The 15,644-nt window shown below is 63.8% G+C and carries 18 protein-coding genes; 6 read left to right on the top strand and 12 right to left on the bottom strand.

The window, feature by feature from the left end; genetic code table 11:
• Window positions 1–93: 93 nt before the first annotated feature.
• From SE91_RS38330 to SE91_RS27805, 4 genes are all read right to left on the bottom strand, one after another.
• Window positions 94–429 (bottom strand): DUF1648 domain-containing protein, encoded by a 336-nt coding sequence (locus SE91_RS38330; RefSeq protein ID WP_502687157.1) that lies wholly within the window; start codon window positions 427–429, stop codon window positions 94–96.
• Window positions 430–945: 516 nt separating this feature from the next.
• On the bottom strand, window positions 946–2,163 hold the full coding sequence (locus SE91_RS27815) for an SAM-dependent methyltransferase (protein WP_061849910.1): 1,218 nt from the start codon (window positions 2,161–2,163) through the stop codon (window positions 946–948).
• A 3-nt stretch (window positions 2,164–2,166) separates the two neighbouring features.
• Window positions 2,167–2,955 carry a DUF1365 domain-containing protein gene (locus SE91_RS27810; RefSeq protein ID WP_061849909.1) on the bottom strand — a complete coding sequence of 263 codons (789 nt, stop codon included), beginning with the start codon at window positions 2,953–2,955 and terminating at the stop codon, window positions 2,167–2,169.
• A gap of 4 nt (window positions 2,956–2,959) precedes the next feature.
• Window positions 2,960–4,273, bottom strand: a complete 1,314-nt coding sequence (locus SE91_RS27805) for an NAD(P)/FAD-dependent oxidoreductase (RefSeq protein ID WP_061851365.1) — start codon at window positions 4,271–4,273, stop codon at window positions 2,960–2,962.
• A gap of 191 nt (window positions 4,274–4,464) precedes the next feature.
• On the opposite strand from SE91_RS27805, the gene SE91_RS27800 reads away from it, so the two are divergent.
• Together SE91_RS27800 and SE91_RS27795 are read left to right on the top strand one after the other, a co-directional pair.
• Window positions 4,465–5,238, top strand: a complete 774-nt coding sequence (locus SE91_RS27800; RefSeq protein ID WP_245318549.1) for a DUF1295 domain-containing protein — start codon at window positions 4,465–4,467, stop codon at window positions 5,236–5,238.
• A gap of 140 nt (window positions 5,239–5,378) precedes the next feature.
• Window positions 5,379–5,780, top strand: coding sequence for a DUF2177 family protein (locus tag SE91_RS27795; protein WP_061849907.1), 402 nt, complete (start codon window positions 5,379–5,381; stop codon window positions 5,778–5,780).
• A 54-nt stretch (window positions 5,781–5,834) separates the two neighbouring features.
• Here SE91_RS27795 and SE91_RS36595 read toward each other — a convergent pair whose 3' ends face one another.
• From SE91_RS36595 to SE91_RS27775, 4 genes are all read right to left on the bottom strand, one after another.
• Window positions 5,835–6,137, bottom strand: coding sequence for a hypothetical protein (locus SE91_RS36595; protein ID WP_156489815.1), 303 nt, complete (start codon window positions 6,135–6,137; stop codon window positions 5,835–5,837).
• A 19-nt stretch (window positions 6,138–6,156) separates the two neighbouring features.
• Window positions 6,157–6,741, bottom strand: coding sequence for an RNA polymerase sigma factor (locus SE91_RS27785; RefSeq protein WP_061849905.1), 585 nt, complete (start codon window positions 6,739–6,741; stop codon window positions 6,157–6,159).
• Between the two features lie 80 nt (window positions 6,742–6,821).
• Complete coding sequence (locus SE91_RS27780) at window positions 6,822–7,463, bottom strand: ChrR family anti-sigma-E factor (protein ID WP_061849904.1); 642 nt, start codon at window positions 7,461–7,463, stop codon at window positions 6,822–6,824.
• Window positions 7,460–8,005, bottom strand: a complete 546-nt coding sequence (locus SE91_RS27775) for a sigma-70 family RNA polymerase sigma factor (protein WP_061851364.1) — start codon at window positions 8,003–8,005, stop codon at window positions 7,460–7,462. The genes SE91_RS27780 and SE91_RS27775 overlap by 4 nt, the downstream gene beginning before the upstream one ends.
• A gap of 185 nt (window positions 8,006–8,190) precedes the next feature.
• Between SE91_RS27775 and SE91_RS27770 the strand changes: the two genes are divergently transcribed.
• From SE91_RS27770 to SE91_RS27755, 4 genes are all read left to right on the top strand, one after another.
• Complete coding sequence (locus SE91_RS27770) at window positions 8,191–8,550, top strand: hypothetical protein (protein WP_442855164.1); 360 nt, start codon at window positions 8,191–8,193, stop codon at window positions 8,548–8,550.
• Window positions 8,551–8,677: 127 nt separating this feature from the next.
• Entirely contained in the window at window positions 8,678–9,340 is a 663-nt protein-coding gene (locus SE91_RS27765) for an FABP family protein (RefSeq protein WP_061849903.1), read from the top strand.
• A 15-nt stretch (window positions 9,341–9,355) separates the two neighbouring features.
• Window positions 9,356–10,066, top strand: coding sequence for a RibD family protein (locus tag SE91_RS27760; RefSeq protein WP_061849902.1), 711 nt, complete (start codon window positions 9,356–9,358; stop codon window positions 10,064–10,066).
• Between the two features lie 8 nt (window positions 10,067–10,074).
• The gene (locus SE91_RS27755) at window positions 10,075–11,346 is read left to right on the top strand and encodes a flavin monoamine oxidase family protein (RefSeq protein WP_061851363.1); all 1,272 of its coding nucleotides are present in this window, start codon (window positions 10,075–10,077) and stop codon (window positions 11,344–11,346) included.
• Between the two features lie 51 nt (window positions 11,347–11,397).
• Here SE91_RS27755 and SE91_RS27750 read toward each other — a convergent pair whose 3' ends face one another.
• The 4 genes from SE91_RS27750 to SE91_RS27735 all read right to left on the bottom strand — a co-directional run.
• The gene (locus tag SE91_RS27750) at window positions 11,398–11,712 is read right to left on the bottom strand and encodes a hypothetical protein (RefSeq protein ID WP_060734713.1); all 315 of its coding nucleotides are present in this window, start codon (window positions 11,710–11,712) and stop codon (window positions 11,398–11,400) included.
• 279 nt (window positions 11,713–11,991) lie between these two features.
• Complete coding sequence (locus SE91_RS27745; protein ID WP_061849901.1) at window positions 11,992–13,848, bottom strand: sensor histidine kinase; 1,857 nt, start codon at window positions 13,846–13,848, stop codon at window positions 11,992–11,994.
• A 122-nt stretch (window positions 13,849–13,970) separates the two neighbouring features.
• Window positions 13,971–14,549: a hypothetical protein gene (locus tag SE91_RS27740; protein WP_061851362.1), complete on the bottom strand. Its 579-nt coding sequence runs from the start codon at window positions 14,547–14,549 to the stop codon at window positions 13,971–13,973.
• 204 nt (window positions 14,550–14,753) lie between these two features.
• On the bottom strand, window positions 14,754–15,644 hold an 891-nt coding region (locus SE91_RS27735), incomplete at its 5' end, for a tetratricopeptide repeat protein (protein WP_245318548.1).

Genomic DNA, 15,644 nt, shown 5'->3' with positions numbered 1-15,644 from the left:
GAGCCGCCGCGACTTCCGCTATGGGGATCCAGACGTTGGCCGATTGGCGGACTGACCGCCGCTCTTGACCCCACAGCCGACTCGCGCGAGCTTTCAGGAGGTCGCTCTCGCCTTGATCAGAACGAACAGATGAGAACCGGCGGCTATAAGCGAGAAGATTACTATCCCCAAGTCAGCACCGTGCACATGCTGCGGCGCATATGTCGAAGCGAGCCAGATGAAGAGCCGGACGGCCGCCATGAAAGCAATCATCCCCCACATAGCGAGCCATTTAGGGGCATACCAAGTTGGCTCTCCGCTCAAACCCCATTGCATAGCAACGCGCTCACTTACGATACGCGGGCCAAGATAAAGATTTAGCCCGACTACCGGCGATAGCGAAGCCAAAGAAGTAGTCTGCTGGGAGCATGGTTGCCGCCCTCCAATCACCAGCCGAGACTATCTAGAGACGTAGAGACAATCCATTATTGTTTAGATGGAACCGCTCGCGCCCATGTACTTATGGTGGCTAATAAATTGACCGGACGTGACGACCGCTTCTGGCCCCTTCAGCGACCTCGAGACACGTCCGCTTTGCCGCCGCTCTTGGCGCTTTAGCGGACATCGGGACAAGCCAGTCGTTCGTCGGTGCATAGCGATTGGTGCCGATCTACGACGGTTGGAGCTGTCGGCCCCTGATCGACAGCAGCACATTTGAGTGGTACAAAGAGCAAATCGACCTGCGCGGTAAGTTGTTGTTTTGCTGATCTATAATGGATGCATGTCCAGTCCGCCCCTGGGCACCATGCTTCGGTACCGTAGCGCAGCCACCCTCGACGGACGCTTCCTGACCGGCTGGGTCCGGCTCAACCTCGACCAGCCCGCCACGGCGGGGTTCGAGGACCGCCCAGGTCACGTCCGCTTCAATCGGCAATTTGCAGCCCAGCGAGCGCGCACTATTCCCGCTCATCCCTGCCGCGCAAACACGAAGTGCCCGACGTCGATCTTTCCGGCCCGAAAGCCCGCCTCGCAGTAGCACAGATAGTATTCCCACATCCGACGGAACGGCTCGTCGAATCCGAGCGAGGTCAGGTCGATCCAGGCCCGGCTGAAACCGTCACGCCACACCGAAATGGTCTTTGCGTAGTCCTGCCCGAACATGCGCTCGCGAATGACGGGCATCTCGAAGCGTTCGCCGAAGGAGCGCAGGATGTTGGCGGAGGGCAGCATCCCGCCCGGGAAGATATATCTCTGGATGAAGTCGACGCGCTGCCGATAGCTGCCGAAGAGCTCGTCGTGAACGGTGATGGCCTGGATGCCGGCGAGGCCGCCGGGCTTGAGCCTCTGCTTCAGCTGAATGAAATAGGCCGGCCAGAATTGCTCGCCGACGGCCTCGATCATCTCGATGGAGGCGATGCGGTCGAAATGGCCGTCCTGGTCGCGGTAGTCCTGCAATCGGACCTCGACCTTCTCGGCAAGACCGGCCTTGTGGATCCGGCGACGAGCAAAATCATGCTGCTCTTTGCTGATGGTGAGGGCGACGACGTTGGCGCCGTAAGTCTTGGCGGCGAATTCGGCGAAGCCGCCCCAACCGCATCCGATCTCGAGCACGCGCTGACCGGGCTGCAATTCGATCGCCTTCGCCAACTGCTCGTATTTGTGCTGTTGCGCGGCGGGAAGGTCGGCCGTCTCGGCCGAGAACAGAGCCGACGAATAGGTCATGCTGGAATCGAGCCACGCTGCAAAGAACTCGTTTCCGAGATCGTAATGCGCATGGATATTGTGTCGCGATCCCTCCTTGCTGTTGCGGCGCAGGCGATGAACCGCCCGCCGGCATAGGCGAACCAGCATGTTCCCAGCGAAGGCGTTGTCCACCAGGTCCTCGTTGAGACAGAGCACGTAGAGAAGCTGGGCCAGATCGGGCGTGGCCCAGTCGCCTCGAATATAAGCCTCGGCCATGCCGATATCGCCGCCGATGACGAGGCTGCGCGCGAACCTGTAATTCTTCAGTTCGATTGAGGCCGACGGCCCCGCATGCTGGCCGCGCAACGTCACCATTCTCTGGTCGGGTAGATGCACATGGAGGGTGCCGCACCGAAGTTGAGATGCAAGGCGCAGAGCCAGGCGGGCGAAGAACGGGACGCCGTCGAATCGAACGGCGGGATGGGTGGCTGCCAGGTCCATGGTTCAGATCTCGCGTTGTTTCAAACGAGGCACGTACGGAACACCTTTCAGCCACAGCCGCATTGCTTCCCAGTGAATGGCTGCGATGACCTTCAAAGTCAGGAAGGGCAGACCAAAGAGTGCCCCCAGCAGAGAGCGGTTCGTCAGAGCGCGGCGTCGTCCGCGGAATGCCGCCGCAAACATCGCGCCCTGCGTGCCGCTCTGCACGATCCGCACGCTCACGTCCTGCTGCGGTGGAGAAACGCTGAAGCGGTAATGCGTATCCATCTCCATGAAGGGTGAAACGTAGAATGTCTTCGATTGGCTTTGGCGGACGATGGAGCCTGCGCTGCCCTCTTGCACCGGCAGGATGTAGGAATGCATCTCACCGAAGGTGTTGCGGACCTCGTAGATCAGCAACGCGAGATTGCCGGAAGCGCCATAGCAAAAGTAGATCGAGAGTGGATTGAACGCGTAACCGAAGACCCTGGGATAACAGAGCAGGAGAACGCGGCCTCCTGACAGGTCGATACCGCGTTCCGCCGCGAGTCGTCGGGCGTGTTGGCTGAGGTTCGTCCCTTTGCCGTCGCCGTGATCGCCTTCGTGAAAGCTGAAGGGCGCCGCGCGGTTGATGCCGAACAGCCACGACTGGCGATCGGCTTCCTTCATCCGGTCGAGGTCGATCAGCAGGCTCATCACGCGGTAGGTGAATCTGTGCTGCACGGGGCGCCATCGCGCGTGCATCACCTTTCCCCGATAGAGCGCGGCGGGCGCTGTCGCATCCTTCACTTCGGCTGTCTTGGTTCGGAGCATCGCCTTACTCGGCAGCCTCGGCCAGTGCCGGATCCCGTTGACGCCAGGGAAGGTCGGCGCCGAGGGCCTCGGCTACGGCGATGCCGGCCTGCAGCCCGTCCTCGTGAAAGCCATAGCCGGTCCAGGCGCCGCAGAACCAGGTGCGGCGACGGCCTTGAATCGCGGGCAGCCGCCGCTGCGCCGCGAATGCGGCCAAATCGTATTGCGGATGGGCGAAGGTGAATTTCCCGAATGTCAGATCGGCCGCCGGCTCGAACGGAGGGTTGAGGCTGACGAACAGCGGCTTGCGCTCGTCGATGCCCTGCAGCCGGTTCATCCAATAAGTGACCGCGACGTCGTTCAGGGCAGGCGTCTGCCGCGGCCAGCGCAGGAAGTTCCAGGAGGCCCAGGCCCGACGTCGCCGCGGCATGAGACTGGGATCACGGTGCAGATAAATGGTGTTCGGGGCATATCTGATCGCCTCGAGAATGGAACGCTCCTGGGCGTCGGCATCCGACAACGCCGCCAAGGCCTGATCGCTGTGACAAGCCATCACCACGGCATCGTAACTCTCCACCCCGCCGCGGCTGTCGCGCACAGTCACGCCATGTCCCGTTCGGTCGATCGAAGTCACCGCACAGCCTAGCCGAATGTTGTGCTTGAACGAAGCGGTTAGCTTGTCGACATAGTGTCGGCTGCCACCCCCCACGGTGCGCCAGCGCGGCCGGTCGAGATGCAGGAGCCGGTGGTTGTCGAAAAAGGCGACGAAGTTTTCGGCCGGAAACGACAGGATGTCGTTGGATGAGGACGACCAGATCGCCGCCCCCATCGGGCCGAGATAGTCGGAGAACAGGCGCGGGCCGAATGATTGCCGGCGCAGGTACTCGCCGAGGGTAAGGCCGTGCAGCCGGCCGGCGCGCAGATCCGCCACGCTCTGCTTGTTGAACCGCGCAACCTCCGCCAGCATGCGGAAATATGACGGGGATGCGAGGTTGCGGAATTGCGCGAACAGGCCGCAGACCGTTTGCAGGGCGCTATCGCCGCTACCGCGCCATTCGAACCGGCCGTGATCTGCGGACAGGGCGAAACTCATGCAGGTCTCGACGGTCTTCACACCGAGATGCGCGAACAGCGACGTCAATTGCGGGTAGTTGGTCTCGTTGAACACGATGAAGCCGACATCGACCTCAATGGGCTCGCCGTCATAGTCGATGCGAACGGTGTGGCTATGCCCCCCCGGCTGCAGCTCACGCTCGTAAACGGTCACTGCGTAACGTTTCGACAGGAGCCACGCCGCGGCATTGCCGGCAATTCCCGTCCCGATCACGGCCAAACGCATGCTTTTCGCCCCCACTACGGTACCGCTAGTACGGCCCTCGAAGCAACGATCAGGAAACGTCCGGCAAGAGGGCGCGGATCACCTCGCGCGAGCACAGCGCCGGGGCGAAACCGCAGCCCGGGGCATGACGTATAGACAAGCTCAATTGGGGTGAGGGCATGATCCTTCCGTACATTCAGGCGATCGGCTGCATGGCGCTGACCCTCTGTCTCTTGATGGGACTGGCCTGGGTCGTCCAGCAGCGCACCGGTAATTCCGGCTGGGTCGACGCGATCTGGTCCTATTCAAGCGGTCTGGTCGGCGCAGCCGCTGCCTTGTGGCCTCTCGACGGCGCCCTGCCGGCTCGCCAGGCGCTCGTTGCAGGGCTTGTGCTGCTCTGGTCGGTGAGGCTCGGCACGCACATTGCGCGTCGCTCTGCAGCCGGGGTCGACGATCCCAGATATGCGAACTATGCGCGCGAATGGGGAGCGGATGCCCCGCGCCGAATGTTCTTCTTCCTGCAATCACAGGCGCTGGTCTCGCTGCCGCTCCCCTTTGCGGTGTTCCTCGCGGCGCACACGCCGGCGCCAGAGCTGCGGCTGCAGGACTACATCGGGATCGTTATCATCCTGATTGCCGTCGCCGGCGAGGGCTTGGCGGACTGGCAGCTGCGGCGCTTCAAACGCGACCCGTCACGCAAGGGACAGGTCTGCGATGTCGGTCTGTGGCGCTGGTCGCGTCATCCCAATTATTTCTTCGAATGGCTGGGGTGGCTGGCTTACCCGATCATCGCGCTGTCATCAGGTTATGCCTGGGGTTGGGCCAGCCTGGCGGCCCCGGTGATCATGTACTGGATCCTGGTCCACGTGACGGGAATCCCCCCGCTTGAGCAGCAGATGCTGCGATCGCGCGGCGAGCGCTATCGTGCATATCAGGCGCGCACCAGCGTCTTCTTCCCATGGCCGGCGCGGCAGGCTCCGCGATAGCAGATGACGGCGCGGGAGGCGCATCGGCAGCCGCGGGCTCGGATCTCGTAAAGGGGCCCGAAGTGATCCGTTGCGGTTCGTGAAGCGTTAATCTGACGGGCGGCCGATGACCCGAATGCAGAGCAACGAGACACACCGGCATGAATCTCTTCTTGACCTACCTTGCTGTAGCCGTGACCTTCGTTGCCGTCGACATGGTCTGGCTGACGATCATGGTCGACAAGCTGTATCGGCCGGTGCTCGGCGATATGTTGCGGGCCCAGCCCTACCTGCCGGCCGCAGCCGTATTCTACCTGTTGTATCCTCTCGGCTTGATCTGGTTTGCCGTGCTGCCGGCGCAGCAAGATGGCGGCGCGTTGCGCGCATTCACCTCCGGCTTGCTGCTCGGCTGCTTCACCTATACGACCTACGATCTCACCAATCAGGCGACGCTGCGAAACTGGTCGACCGGGTTGACCGTGGCGGACGTCTGCTGGGGATCGTGTCTTGCCGGCGTCAGTGCCTGGATCGGATTCCTCGTCGCCCAAAAGCTGTCGCATTGAGCCGGCGCGCGGCTGCGTCATCCGGGGCGACCTCGCACCCGCATGCGTGTCGGCTCAGGTTTGCTTCCGGCCTTCGAGTTGGTCCAACGCCTTTCTCGTTTCCGCGATCTTGTCGGATAAGGAGATGAAGGCGCGTTGGGCCTGCAGCTTCGGCTCTTCCTGGAGCAGATTGCATGCGAGACCGACCAGTTGATCGCCCATGCGTTCCATGAGGGCGAGGAGCCGATCAATGCCGGCTATCGGCTCGTCGGCTGCGACGCGTTCGACCTCTCGCAAAATCGTCTCGAGCCTCGCGATCGCGGAAGCGAGCCTGTTGTCGCGACCTTGTTCGGGAAATTCAATAATCTCTGCGTCCATGCACGGGGTCTCGCCGGGATCAGGCTGCGGCCGCTGCGCTGAGGCAATCCTTGCGCACCGCCAAAATGGTCCGGTGCAGCCAGGTCTTGATGGTGCCGACCGGCACACCGAAGCGCCGCGACAGGCTCGCGCGGCTCTCGCCTTCGAGATAGGCCAAGGCGACCAGCCTGCGGCGATCTTCCGGCAAGCGGGCCAACGCGCCCTGGACGATGGGTTCGGCGCTGGCGTAGTCGAAATCTTCGGCCGGTGACGGCTCGTCTGCTGCCTCCGTCAAACGCGCTTCGTCGAATTCGACGCTGGGCTGCCGCCTGGTCCGCAGATGATCGATCGCCGTGTTCCGGACGATTGCGGACATCCAGGTCATGGCCGATGCCCGACCGCAATCGAACCGAGCGGCGTTGCGCCAGATCTTCAGGAAGCTGTCCTGCAGGATATCATCGACGTCGTGCGGCGCGGCGCCGACCGCCAGCGCAATCCGGCGCAGCCTGCCGCGTGTCAGAGCGTGAAGCTCTGCGAAGGCGCGTGCCTCGCCAGCGGAAACGCGTGCCAGCAGTTCGGGCAGCATCTGGATCCGCGCCTGATTGACCGGGCTCGAACAGGCCATGTCCTGTCTCCCATGCGTTCGCTTACGAAACGCTCCGGACGCAGGCCCGGATCACCCAAAGGGAGAAAGACCAAGCAGGATCAGAGTCGCACGAAGGGCCCGATCAACCGGCCGAGGAAGCCGTTCATGCGCAGGTCGCCCGTCATCGCGACCAGGCAGAGGCAAGGACCTTCGTTGCCGACGATGGGGCGATGTTCGACCTCGTCGTCGCCATAGTCGAAATCACCGGGACCAAAGTGCCCGCCCTCATGGCTGAAGCTGCCCTCGAGCACGAGCGTCAGCTCGGTGCCGGTGTGAGTGTGCTCGAGCATGCGCGAGCCCGGCGCCGACCGAAGCAGGAAGGCACGCGCTTGGCCCTGACCAGATAGCTCGATTGGTCGCAGGCTGAGACCGGGCGCGACCCGCCGGCGCTTGCCGATGCGATACTTTCGCAAGGCCGGCGGAACATCGTCATCGGTGTTGGACGCCAGGGCAGGCGCGACTGCCTCCTTCGGGGCTTCGTGAATGCGTGACAACACACGGTCGAACGCATCTGTTGCCATCGGCACCGGTGCGACATCCTCCAGCGCGGCGCCTGCGAGCTGCTCGATGGCCTGCACGAAGCGGGTGCAGCGCGGGCAGCCGGCGACATGCACCCCCACGACCAGCTGATGGGCCTCTTCAAGCTTGCCGGCCGCGAAATCGGCCAGAAGATCTTCCGGCGGATGATGGCTGATCGTCATGCTTCTTCGTCCAAAATGTCTCGCAACCGGTTCATCGCCAACCTGATCCTTGACTTGACCGTTCCTAGCGGAATTCCCAGTGCGCGCGCGATTTCCGGGTGTGGCCTTTCCTCGATGAACGACAGCCTCACCACCAAGGATTGCTCTGCCGAGAGTTGCTGAATGGCCGACGCGATCCGCGCCGCATCCTGCCCGCGTGAAATCAGGATGTCGGCCGGCTCGGCTTGATCCGGCGCATCGGGCAGTTCGAGGCCGGTTTCCAGCCGATCCGCCCGCATCCTGCGGCGGAACAAGTCGATCCGCAGATTGCGCGCGATCGTGAAGATCCAGGCCGCCGCGCCGGCTGTCGCCGGATCGAACTGGTGCGCCTTCCGCCACACGGCGATCATGGTGCTTTGGGCGATCTCTTCCGCCTCCTCGGCGTTGCAATCTGCTTTGAGCATCAGGCCCTTGATGCGGGGCGCGAAATGCTCAAACAGTCGCTTGAAAGCCTCCCGGTCACCGTCAGAGGCGACGCGTCCGATCAAATCAGCCCAGTCCACCGTTGCTTTCGGCCCTTTGCTCGCACCAATCGACAGCCGCGTCGTCACCCTCCGGGGCAAACCGGCCTCGGCTCGGATTGGCATCTTCAAAGCCCGGATAGCAGCGATCATAGCGCCTCGACAAGCGACCTCTCGGACTGACAACGACCGGGGCGGGGCGCTGGATCACTGCGGAACCCGCATTGTTGGGCGTCCAGATCGTCTGTCGGCATAGCGATCCGGTTTGGCATCCGGCTTGCTCAGTCTCGACCAAATCCGGCCTCGGCGGAGAGGCCCGTTTCAGGTTGAGGCAAGCGATGCAAGACATGTCCCGTTCTGGTACTGCCGGCGAGCTCCGGCTCGATGCGTTGATCGCCGATCTTTGGTGGCGCGTTCGGCTCATCAACACCGACATTCTCGAAGAGGAAGCCAAAGCCGGGGTGTTCGACGCCAGTCAACCGACTTATCCGTTGCTCGCGCTGAACCTTCGCGCGCGACGCGACAATCTGGTGTCGACGATCGGCGTGCTCGAGCAGCGCGCGAGATCGATGTCGGAAGCGGCCTAAGACGGTCCTGGTCGCTGGACGCGCTACGTCGCGCCGGGGTCCATTCGCAATTGTGAGACTTGCGCGCGAGTCGCAGACGCGCCTCCGTGCTATGGCTGCTCCTCGCAAATCTTGCGCGAGGACACCCATGCTTCCCCTTCCTGCCGACATCTTCACCGAGCCCGAGGACGTCTCGCCCGACGGCCTTGCCAATCTCGGCCCGCTTCGCGGTCTGGCCGGCAGCTGGCAGGCAAACAAGGGTATCGACGTCAATACGAAGGCGGAGGGACCGGAGCGGCGCACCTTCATCGAGCGCATCCGTATGGACCCGATCGATCCGCAGGCCAACGGGCCGCAGCTGTTCTACGGGCTGCGCTATCACATCCACATCAACACACCCGAAGAGGACATCACCTTCCACGATCAGGTCGGCTATTGGCTGTGGGAGCCGGCGACCGGTCTGATCATGCAGACGCTGGCGATCCCGCGGGGGCAGGTGCTGCTCGCCTCCGGCAAGGCCGGGCCGGACGACAGGACGATCTCCGTTAGTGCGAAGCGCGGCGACACCGCTTACGGGATCTGCTCGACCGATTTCCTGGAGCAGGCTTTCCGCACCGATTCCTATCGCTGCGACATCAGCTTCAACGACGACGGCAGCTGGACCTATCTGATCCAGACCGAGTTGTTCGTGCGCGGCGCGCCGTTCAATCACCGCGACACCAACACGCTCGAGCTGGTCGCACCGCCAAAGCTCAATCCGCTGGCGGTGATCGTGAACGATCGCGCCAAGGCCGGTGGGTCGGGGGCTTGAGATTCGGAGAAGCACATGAAGCCTTACGTCGTTTGTCTCATGCATTCGAGCCTGGACGGCCGCACCCATCCCAGCCGCTGGCGTCCGAAGGGTGCGGGCACGGACTGGTTCGAGAAGATCCATGACGAACTCGGCGGCGATGCCTGGGTGATCGGCCGCGTCACCGGCTCGGAATTCGCCAAGGGCAAGCCGTACCCGACGGAAACGCCTCAAAAGTTTCCGCGTGAAAATTGGCTGGCGCGACGTGGTGCGAAGACCTATGGCATCGTGCTCGATGCGCAGGGCAAGATCGGCTGGGGCCGCTCCGACATCGGCGGCGATCCGATCGTCGTCGTGCTCACCGAAAGCGTGCCAGATTCGCATCTCGCGGGGCTCCGCGGCGAAGGCGTGTCCTACATTTTCGCCGGCAAGTCCGAGATCGATCTGGCGCTCACGCTGGACATCCTCAGCCGCGAGCTCGGCGTGAAGCGCCTGCTGGTGGAGGGCGGCGGCGTTGCCAATGGCGCGTTCCTGCGCGCCGGCCTCATCGATGAATTCAATCTGATCCTCAGCCCGGCCATTGACGGCGCGAAGGGTGCACCCTTCGTGTTCGACTCGACGGAGGCGGACAGCGACAAGCGTGCGCCGCTCACGGCGATGACGCTGGAGAGCACGCGTCAGCTCGGCGGCGGTGTCCTCTTGCTGCGCTATCTGATCCAGAACGAGCCGCAAGCCGGGGCCAGTTGAGCGCCGGCATGTCGCAACAATCGGAGCACATCGTCATTGTCGGCGCCGGAGCCGCCGGGCTGATGGCGGCACGGGAGCTGGCGCGTGCGGGCCGCCGCGTGACCATCCTGGAGGCGCGCGAGCGCTGCGGCGGGCGCATCCATCCGCTGCCGGCCTCGCAGTTCGGCTACCCCGCCGACGGCGGCGCCGAGTTCGTCCATGGCGAGGCGCCGGTCACGCGAGCCTTGCTGCGCGAGGCCGGGCTGCCTCTTCAGGAGATCGAAGGCACACAGTGGAGCTTTGACGGCGCAGGCCTGTCGCATGCAAACCGGCACGACCCGCATGAGGCAGCGCTGCGCGCCGTGCTTCGGGACTTGAAGGACGATCTCGCCGTCGCCGATTTCCTGCGCCGCCATTTTGCCGGCGTGGAGTATGCGCAGCTACGGTATTCGATCGAGCGCATGGTCGAGGGCTATGATGCTGCAGACCCCGAGCACGCCTCGACGCTGGCGCTGCGCGAGGAGTGGATGGACGGCGGTCACGCGCCGCAGGCCCGCATCGAGGGCGGCTATGGCGCGCTGATCGATTTTCTGGCGGGCGAGTGCCACGGCCTCGGCGTTGCGATCCGGCTCGGTTGCACAGTGTCGGCGATCGAGGAGGAAGGCGGAGCCGTGGTCGTTCGCTGCGCAGGCGGCGATGCGCATCCGTGCGGCCGCGTCGTCTTGACCGTGCCACTGCCGCTGCTGCGTGAGATCGCGCTGCCGGCAGATGCGCGCGCGAAGCTCATTGCAGCCGACGACATCGGCTTCGGCAACGTCATCAAGATCCTGCTCCGCTTCACGCGACCATGGTGGCGCGATCACGGCGAAGATCTCGCCGACATGACCTTCCTGCTCTCGGAGGAGACGATTCCAGTGTGGTGGACGCGATATCCGGACCAGCATCCGCTGCTCACCGGATGGTTCGGCGGCCCACGGACGGCGGAGCTGTCGCGTCTCGATCCGCAAGGACTGATCGCGGCCGGGCTCGATTCGGTCGCCGCCATCTTCAAGCTACCGCGCGAGGTCATTGCACGTGACCTCATGGCGTCGGCGGCAATCAATTGGATGCACGATCCCTTCGCCCGCGGCGCCTATTCCTGGGCAACACCACGTACGCGGCAGGCGCAGGCGACGCTATCGCGCGCCGACGGGATGGTTCTGTTTTCCGGAGAGGCGCTCTATCGCGGCCGTGACATGGGCACGGTTGAAGCGGCGCTGGCGAGCGGCCTCGCGACGGCGGAGCTAATTCTGAGGCGATGAGAAAAAAGGCCCGCATCTCTGCGGGCCTCCTGTCTGTGGACTGCGTCTGGCTTACCAGCGTCCGCCGCCGAAGCTGAAGGTCACGCCGGGACCACCGCCGTAATATCCGTACGGACCACCGCCGTAATAGCCGTGGTGGCGCGGGTAATAACCATAGCTCCGATAATAGGGCCGGTAGTGGCTGTGATGGTGCCGCCAGTGATGGCGGTGACCACGCCAATGATGATGCCTACGGTGCGCGCTGATGTCTGTGGTCTGGCTTTCCTGCGCGGTTTGCTTCGCGCTGGAACCACCGGCCGCGTTCGCCGCAGAGCCACCGGCAAGCGCCGCAGCACCGACGGCCATCGCGACAAAAAGATACTTCATGTCATCACTCCAGTTGAATGTTGTGTGACAACAGATGAGCATCCCGCGCGTTCCGGCCAGTGCGGGCGTCGAAACGACGCAGCACTAAGGTAGTGTGAGTGATGCATTAACGATAGTTTACAATGGTTCCCCTCGCGGAGCGCTGCTGCGTCGTCGCCATGAGTTCGCCCCGAATGAGGCGGCGACAAACCGTTTGTCGGGATCTTCGCGACGCTGGAAAAAGCGCTTGCCTGACCCTGGGCTCGCCGAGGCGACGTCGCGGGCAACCGCGCTCCGCAGCTATCGCTGCGCTGCCAGCGGCAGGCTGACGTGGAAGACGGCGCCCCCGGACGGCACGTTCTCAGCCCAGATGCGCCCCCCATGTGTTTCGATGATGGTGCGTGCGATCGAAAGGCCTATGCCCATGCCTTGCGCCTTGGTCGTGAAGAACGGCTTGAATATCTCAGTCGTCTTCTCCGCCAGGATACCATCGCCGGCGTCGGCGATGGAGAGATGGGCTCGATTGCCCTCGACGAGGCTGGTGCGGCCGAGGACGCGGCGTCGATCGGGCGGAAGATGGGCCACAGCATCCATGCCATTTGCGACGAGATTCAGGATGGCCTGTTGCAGCTGTACCTTGTCGCCTTTGACGCGGATGTCCGAGGAGGAAGCCTCGGTCGCGAGTTCGACCTTACGGGCTACGGCCTGCACGGAGAGGAATTGGAACACCTCCCGGACCGTCACATTGAAGTCGAGCTCGCGCGGCTCGGTCCGCTCCTTCTTCAGGAATGAACGCAGCCAATTGATGACCTCGCTCGCTCGCTGATCATCGCGGCGAATATGGTCCAGTATGTCCCTGAGCTCGCCTAGGTCGGGAGATGGATGCTGGAGCGCCTGTGCGCCGGCCTCGGCATTGATCATTATCGCGGCGAGCGGCTGGCTCAGCTCGTGTGCGATCGAGGCCGACATCTGCCCCGCAGTCGCGCGGCGGTTCATGTGGGCGAGCTCCGACATGCGCTGGCCTGCCTCGACCTGCGCCAGGAAGCGCAGCCTGCGCTCGCGCAACAGAGTGGCGATCATCAGCGCCTGCACGAGCATCACGCTGCCCGCGATTGTGGTGTGCCAGTAATAGCGCTCCCAGAAGCTCAGCTCGCGGAAGCGCACCTGGCTGCCAGCGGGCAGATTAGCTTCGTCGACGTTCCAGCGCTTCAGTTGACGCCAATCGAAGATCGGCTTCACGTTGTCCCCATTGAAGGGCGGGATGCTCGAGGGCGCTTCGCCGTCGAGAACGCGCATCGCTACTTCGCCAGCTTCCCGTCCGATGCTGTCGGGTAGCAGCAGGAATCCTCCCACTCCCGAGCGCCCGAGAAAGGTATCGGAGGTGATGACGATCGGGCGGTTCGCGCTTTCGGCGACGCGTGCGAGTGCCGCAGCCGGAGAATAATAGGTGCCTTCGCCGTCGGAATACATCGCCGAAGTCAGGATCGCAGAGCGGGCGGGCAGGCTGGCGACTTGCTTGCGAACCTCGCGCAACGGCGCATCGGACAGATCGGTGACTTCGAGACCGGGCATTGCGGCCGCGAAATCCTGCTTCCATTGTCCGTAGACCAGCGGATTCTTCCAGGCGCCACCGACGAGGACGACGTGGGTCAAGTCGGGAACGATCGCGCGCGCCGCAGTCAGGAGATGTGTTGGCCTCACTCTGGCGAAGATGGCCGTCGTGTCCGGCAGAAACAGCGCGCGCGTCTCGGGCAGATCAGGCACGAATCCGTAGACGACAGGAGCAGTGGGCCAAATCTCCTGCTTCCGCGTCTGAAGGAATTTCGCCGATGCAACGCCGATCGAAACGATGACGTCGATCTGACGCTGCGCATATTTGGACTTGAGGTGACCGACGAGGCTTTCTTCGTAGTCCGGTCCTGGAAAGCGGGCGAGATCGAGGCTCTCGCCGTAGATCACGGTGGGGAACTTGCCGTTCTGCTTCGCTGCAGCGCTGATGCCGGTAAAGATCTCCAGATAGAACGGCGAGCGAAAATCGGCTTCTTCGAGCACGAGAATCGAGCGTTGCCGCGGCCCGTCGGCCGCTATGCATTGATGCGAGAGATTGACGAACAGGCAGACGATGAGGATGCGTGTGAGGCCGCTGAGGATGCGCATACTTCCTGGCCCCGCCTCCGCTTGCAATCGGGCTCCTCAGTGAGGATGCACGCGAGAGCATACTAGGCCGACCTGGAGTTTCAACGGATGGATGCGCGCGCTCTCCGAGGCGCGGAAGGCGGCTACTTGAACGGATCCTGGATCGACGGCAGCGATTGGCGGATGCGGCGCACGCTGACCGGGGTGCCGTCGGAGACGAACAAGAGCTCGTATTTGCGGCCCTCGCTGTCGGTTGCCGAGCAGGCGACGTCGTTCACCTTCCTGGCGGCGAAATTGCCGGTCTGGCGGCAGACACCGGTCGAGGTCTGCTCCGCCGGCACCGGCAGGCCGTCGACCTTGGGTCGGTCCTTGGAGTTGAGCAGCATCCGGTCGATCGGCAGCTCATAGGAATTGTCGTCGGCGCGCTTGCCGTTCTCGCCGGAGAACGACACGACGTGGTTGGCGTCGGCGGGATTGTCGACCGCGACTGCGAAATTGACCCGGCCCTTGTCGCCATGGGCGTAGGCCACCGTCTTGCAGGCATAGGTGCGCCCGGCGACCTTGAGCGTCTTGCAATGGCCGGACATCAGCGCCAGCAGATCGATGAAGCCGTTCTGCTGCGCCGGAGGATTGTTGACGGGAATCGGAGCAGAAGGCTCGGCAAAACAAGGGCTTGCGAAGGCGATGAGGGTTGCGGCCAGAACCGGTCGGCGGAGGCGCATCGTCAGGCTCGCGTGCCAGGGGGCGACGGACACGGGAAAGTTCCGCCCGATAGCCATCGAACCGCAAATTCGTTGCGATCCCGTTTGTTTTGCCAACCCAGACCGAAATACCACCGCGTCACCCGCTGGCGATTCGCGACCGCCTCAATCGTCCTGGCCCGCACATGCCGTCAGGCCGATGTTTTTTTCGTGGCAGAGCCTAGACTAGCCCATCGCGGCCTGCCAGCGCCTATCCCGCAGGGAGGGCCGGCGATGCAAGCGGGCCTCCAGCAGGCCGCGGGCTAGAGGCAGCTCGCCGCTGCGCATGAGGGCGACGATGTAGGTGTCCTCGATCAGCTCGCGCTGGGCGTGACTGCCGCCGATGCGCACGACGTCGGTGAGAACCGGTGCGAGCATCTGCACGCAGGCCGCGTAATCCTCATCCGCGAAGGCCAGAAGCGCGCGGCAGATCGCAGGCACCACCTCCCCGGCCGGCAGCTTGCCGTCCGCCAGCCGCTGTTCGATCACGGCGAGGCGCGCGGCTAGGGCCTCGTGGTTCTGTGTTGCGGCAGCAAACAGCGCCATGTGGACGTCGGCGAACGGTAGGCCGGATTTCGGGAATAGTTTTTGCGCAGCGGCGTCGGCATCGCGCCAGAGCGCATCTGGCACGGTGTGGCCGTAGGCCGACAGGCGCCACAGCAGCGAGGCGCCGTCGGTGACCACATTGAGCGGCGGCGCCTGCGTAGCCGACGGCTGGAGCACGTCGGCATAGATCGAAAGCGCCCGCGCCGCATCGTCCTGTTCGAGCGCGCCGAGGGCCTGGTGCCAGCGGATATGGCCGTGCAAGATTCCGGCGCGGTCGTAACCGGGGATCCAGTCGTCGACGAGGCGATCGGCCGCCTCGATCGAGCCGTCCTCGAACATCGCATGCAGCACGGCATGCGCGGCATGGGCATTGGCGCGGCGCAAATCGAAGCCGCGCTCGGTGACGCCACGGCCGCGCGCGACGTCGCCGTTCTCCGTCATCGCCCAGCCATACATGGTGAGGAACCACCAATCCTCGCCATAGTGCTGCGCGACGCGCTCGCACAGCTCGTGCCGGGCGCGGTCGTGATC

The sequence above is a fragment of the Bradyrhizobium sp. DOA1 genome (assembly GCF_001593325.1).
Lineage (GTDB): Bacteria > Pseudomonadota > Alphaproteobacteria > Rhizobiales > Xanthobacteraceae > Bradyrhizobium.
This window is presented reverse-complemented; position numbering and strand designations above follow the sequence as displayed.

What these genes read in the sequence shown, in the direction of transcription:
- SE91_RS27815 (WP_061849910.1), bottom strand. Translation starts at nt 2,163, where the DNA reads ATGGACCTGGCAGCCACCCATCCCGCCGTTCGATTCGACGGCGTCCCG.
- SE91_RS27810 (WP_061849909.1), bottom strand. Translation starts at nt 2,955, where the DNA reads ATGCTCCGAACCAAGACAGCCGAAGTGAAGGATGCGACAGCGCCCGCC.
- SE91_RS27805 (WP_061851365.1), bottom strand. Translation starts at nt 4,273, where the DNA reads ATGCGTTTGGCCGTGATCGGGACGGGAATTGCCGGCAATGCCGCGGCG.
- SE91_RS27800 (WP_245318549.1), top strand. Translation starts at nt 4,465, where the DNA reads ATGGCGCTGACCCTCTGTCTCTTGATGGGACTGGCCTGGGTCGTCCAG.
- SE91_RS27795 (WP_061849907.1), top strand. Translation starts at nt 5,379, where the DNA reads ATGAATCTCTTCTTGACCTACCTTGCTGTAGCCGTGACCTTCGTTGCC.
- SE91_RS36595 (WP_156489815.1), bottom strand. Translation starts at nt 6,137, where the DNA reads ATGGACGCAGAGATTATTGAATTTCCCGAACAAGGTCGCGACAACAGG.
- SE91_RS27785 (WP_061849905.1), bottom strand. Translation starts at nt 6,741, where the DNA reads ATGGCCTGTTCGAGCCCGGTCAATCAGGCGCGGATCCAGATGCTGCCC.
- SE91_RS27780 (WP_061849904.1), bottom strand. Translation starts at nt 7,463, where the DNA reads ATGACGATCAGCCATCATCCGCCGGAAGATCTTCTGGCCGATTTCGCG.
- SE91_RS27765 (WP_061849903.1), top strand. Translation starts at nt 8,678, where the DNA reads ATGCTTCCCCTTCCTGCCGACATCTTCACCGAGCCCGAGGACGTCTCG.
- SE91_RS27760 (WP_061849902.1), top strand. Translation starts at nt 9,356, where the DNA reads ATGAAGCCTTACGTCGTTTGTCTCATGCATTCGAGCCTGGACGGCCGC.
- SE91_RS27755 (WP_061851363.1), top strand. Translation starts at nt 10,075, where the DNA reads ATGTCGCAACAATCGGAGCACATCGTCATTGTCGGCGCCGGAGCCGCC.
- SE91_RS27750 (WP_060734713.1), bottom strand. Translation starts at nt 11,712, where the DNA reads ATGAAGTATCTTTTTGTCGCGATGGCCGTCGGTGCTGCGGCGCTTGCC.
- SE91_RS27745 (WP_061849901.1), bottom strand. Translation starts at nt 13,848, where the DNA reads ATGCGCATCCTCAGCGGCCTCACACGCATCCTCATCGTCTGCCTGTTC.
- SE91_RS27740 (WP_061851362.1), bottom strand. Translation starts at nt 14,549, where the DNA reads ATGCGCCTCCGCCGACCGGTTCTGGCCGCAACCCTCATCGCCTTCGCA.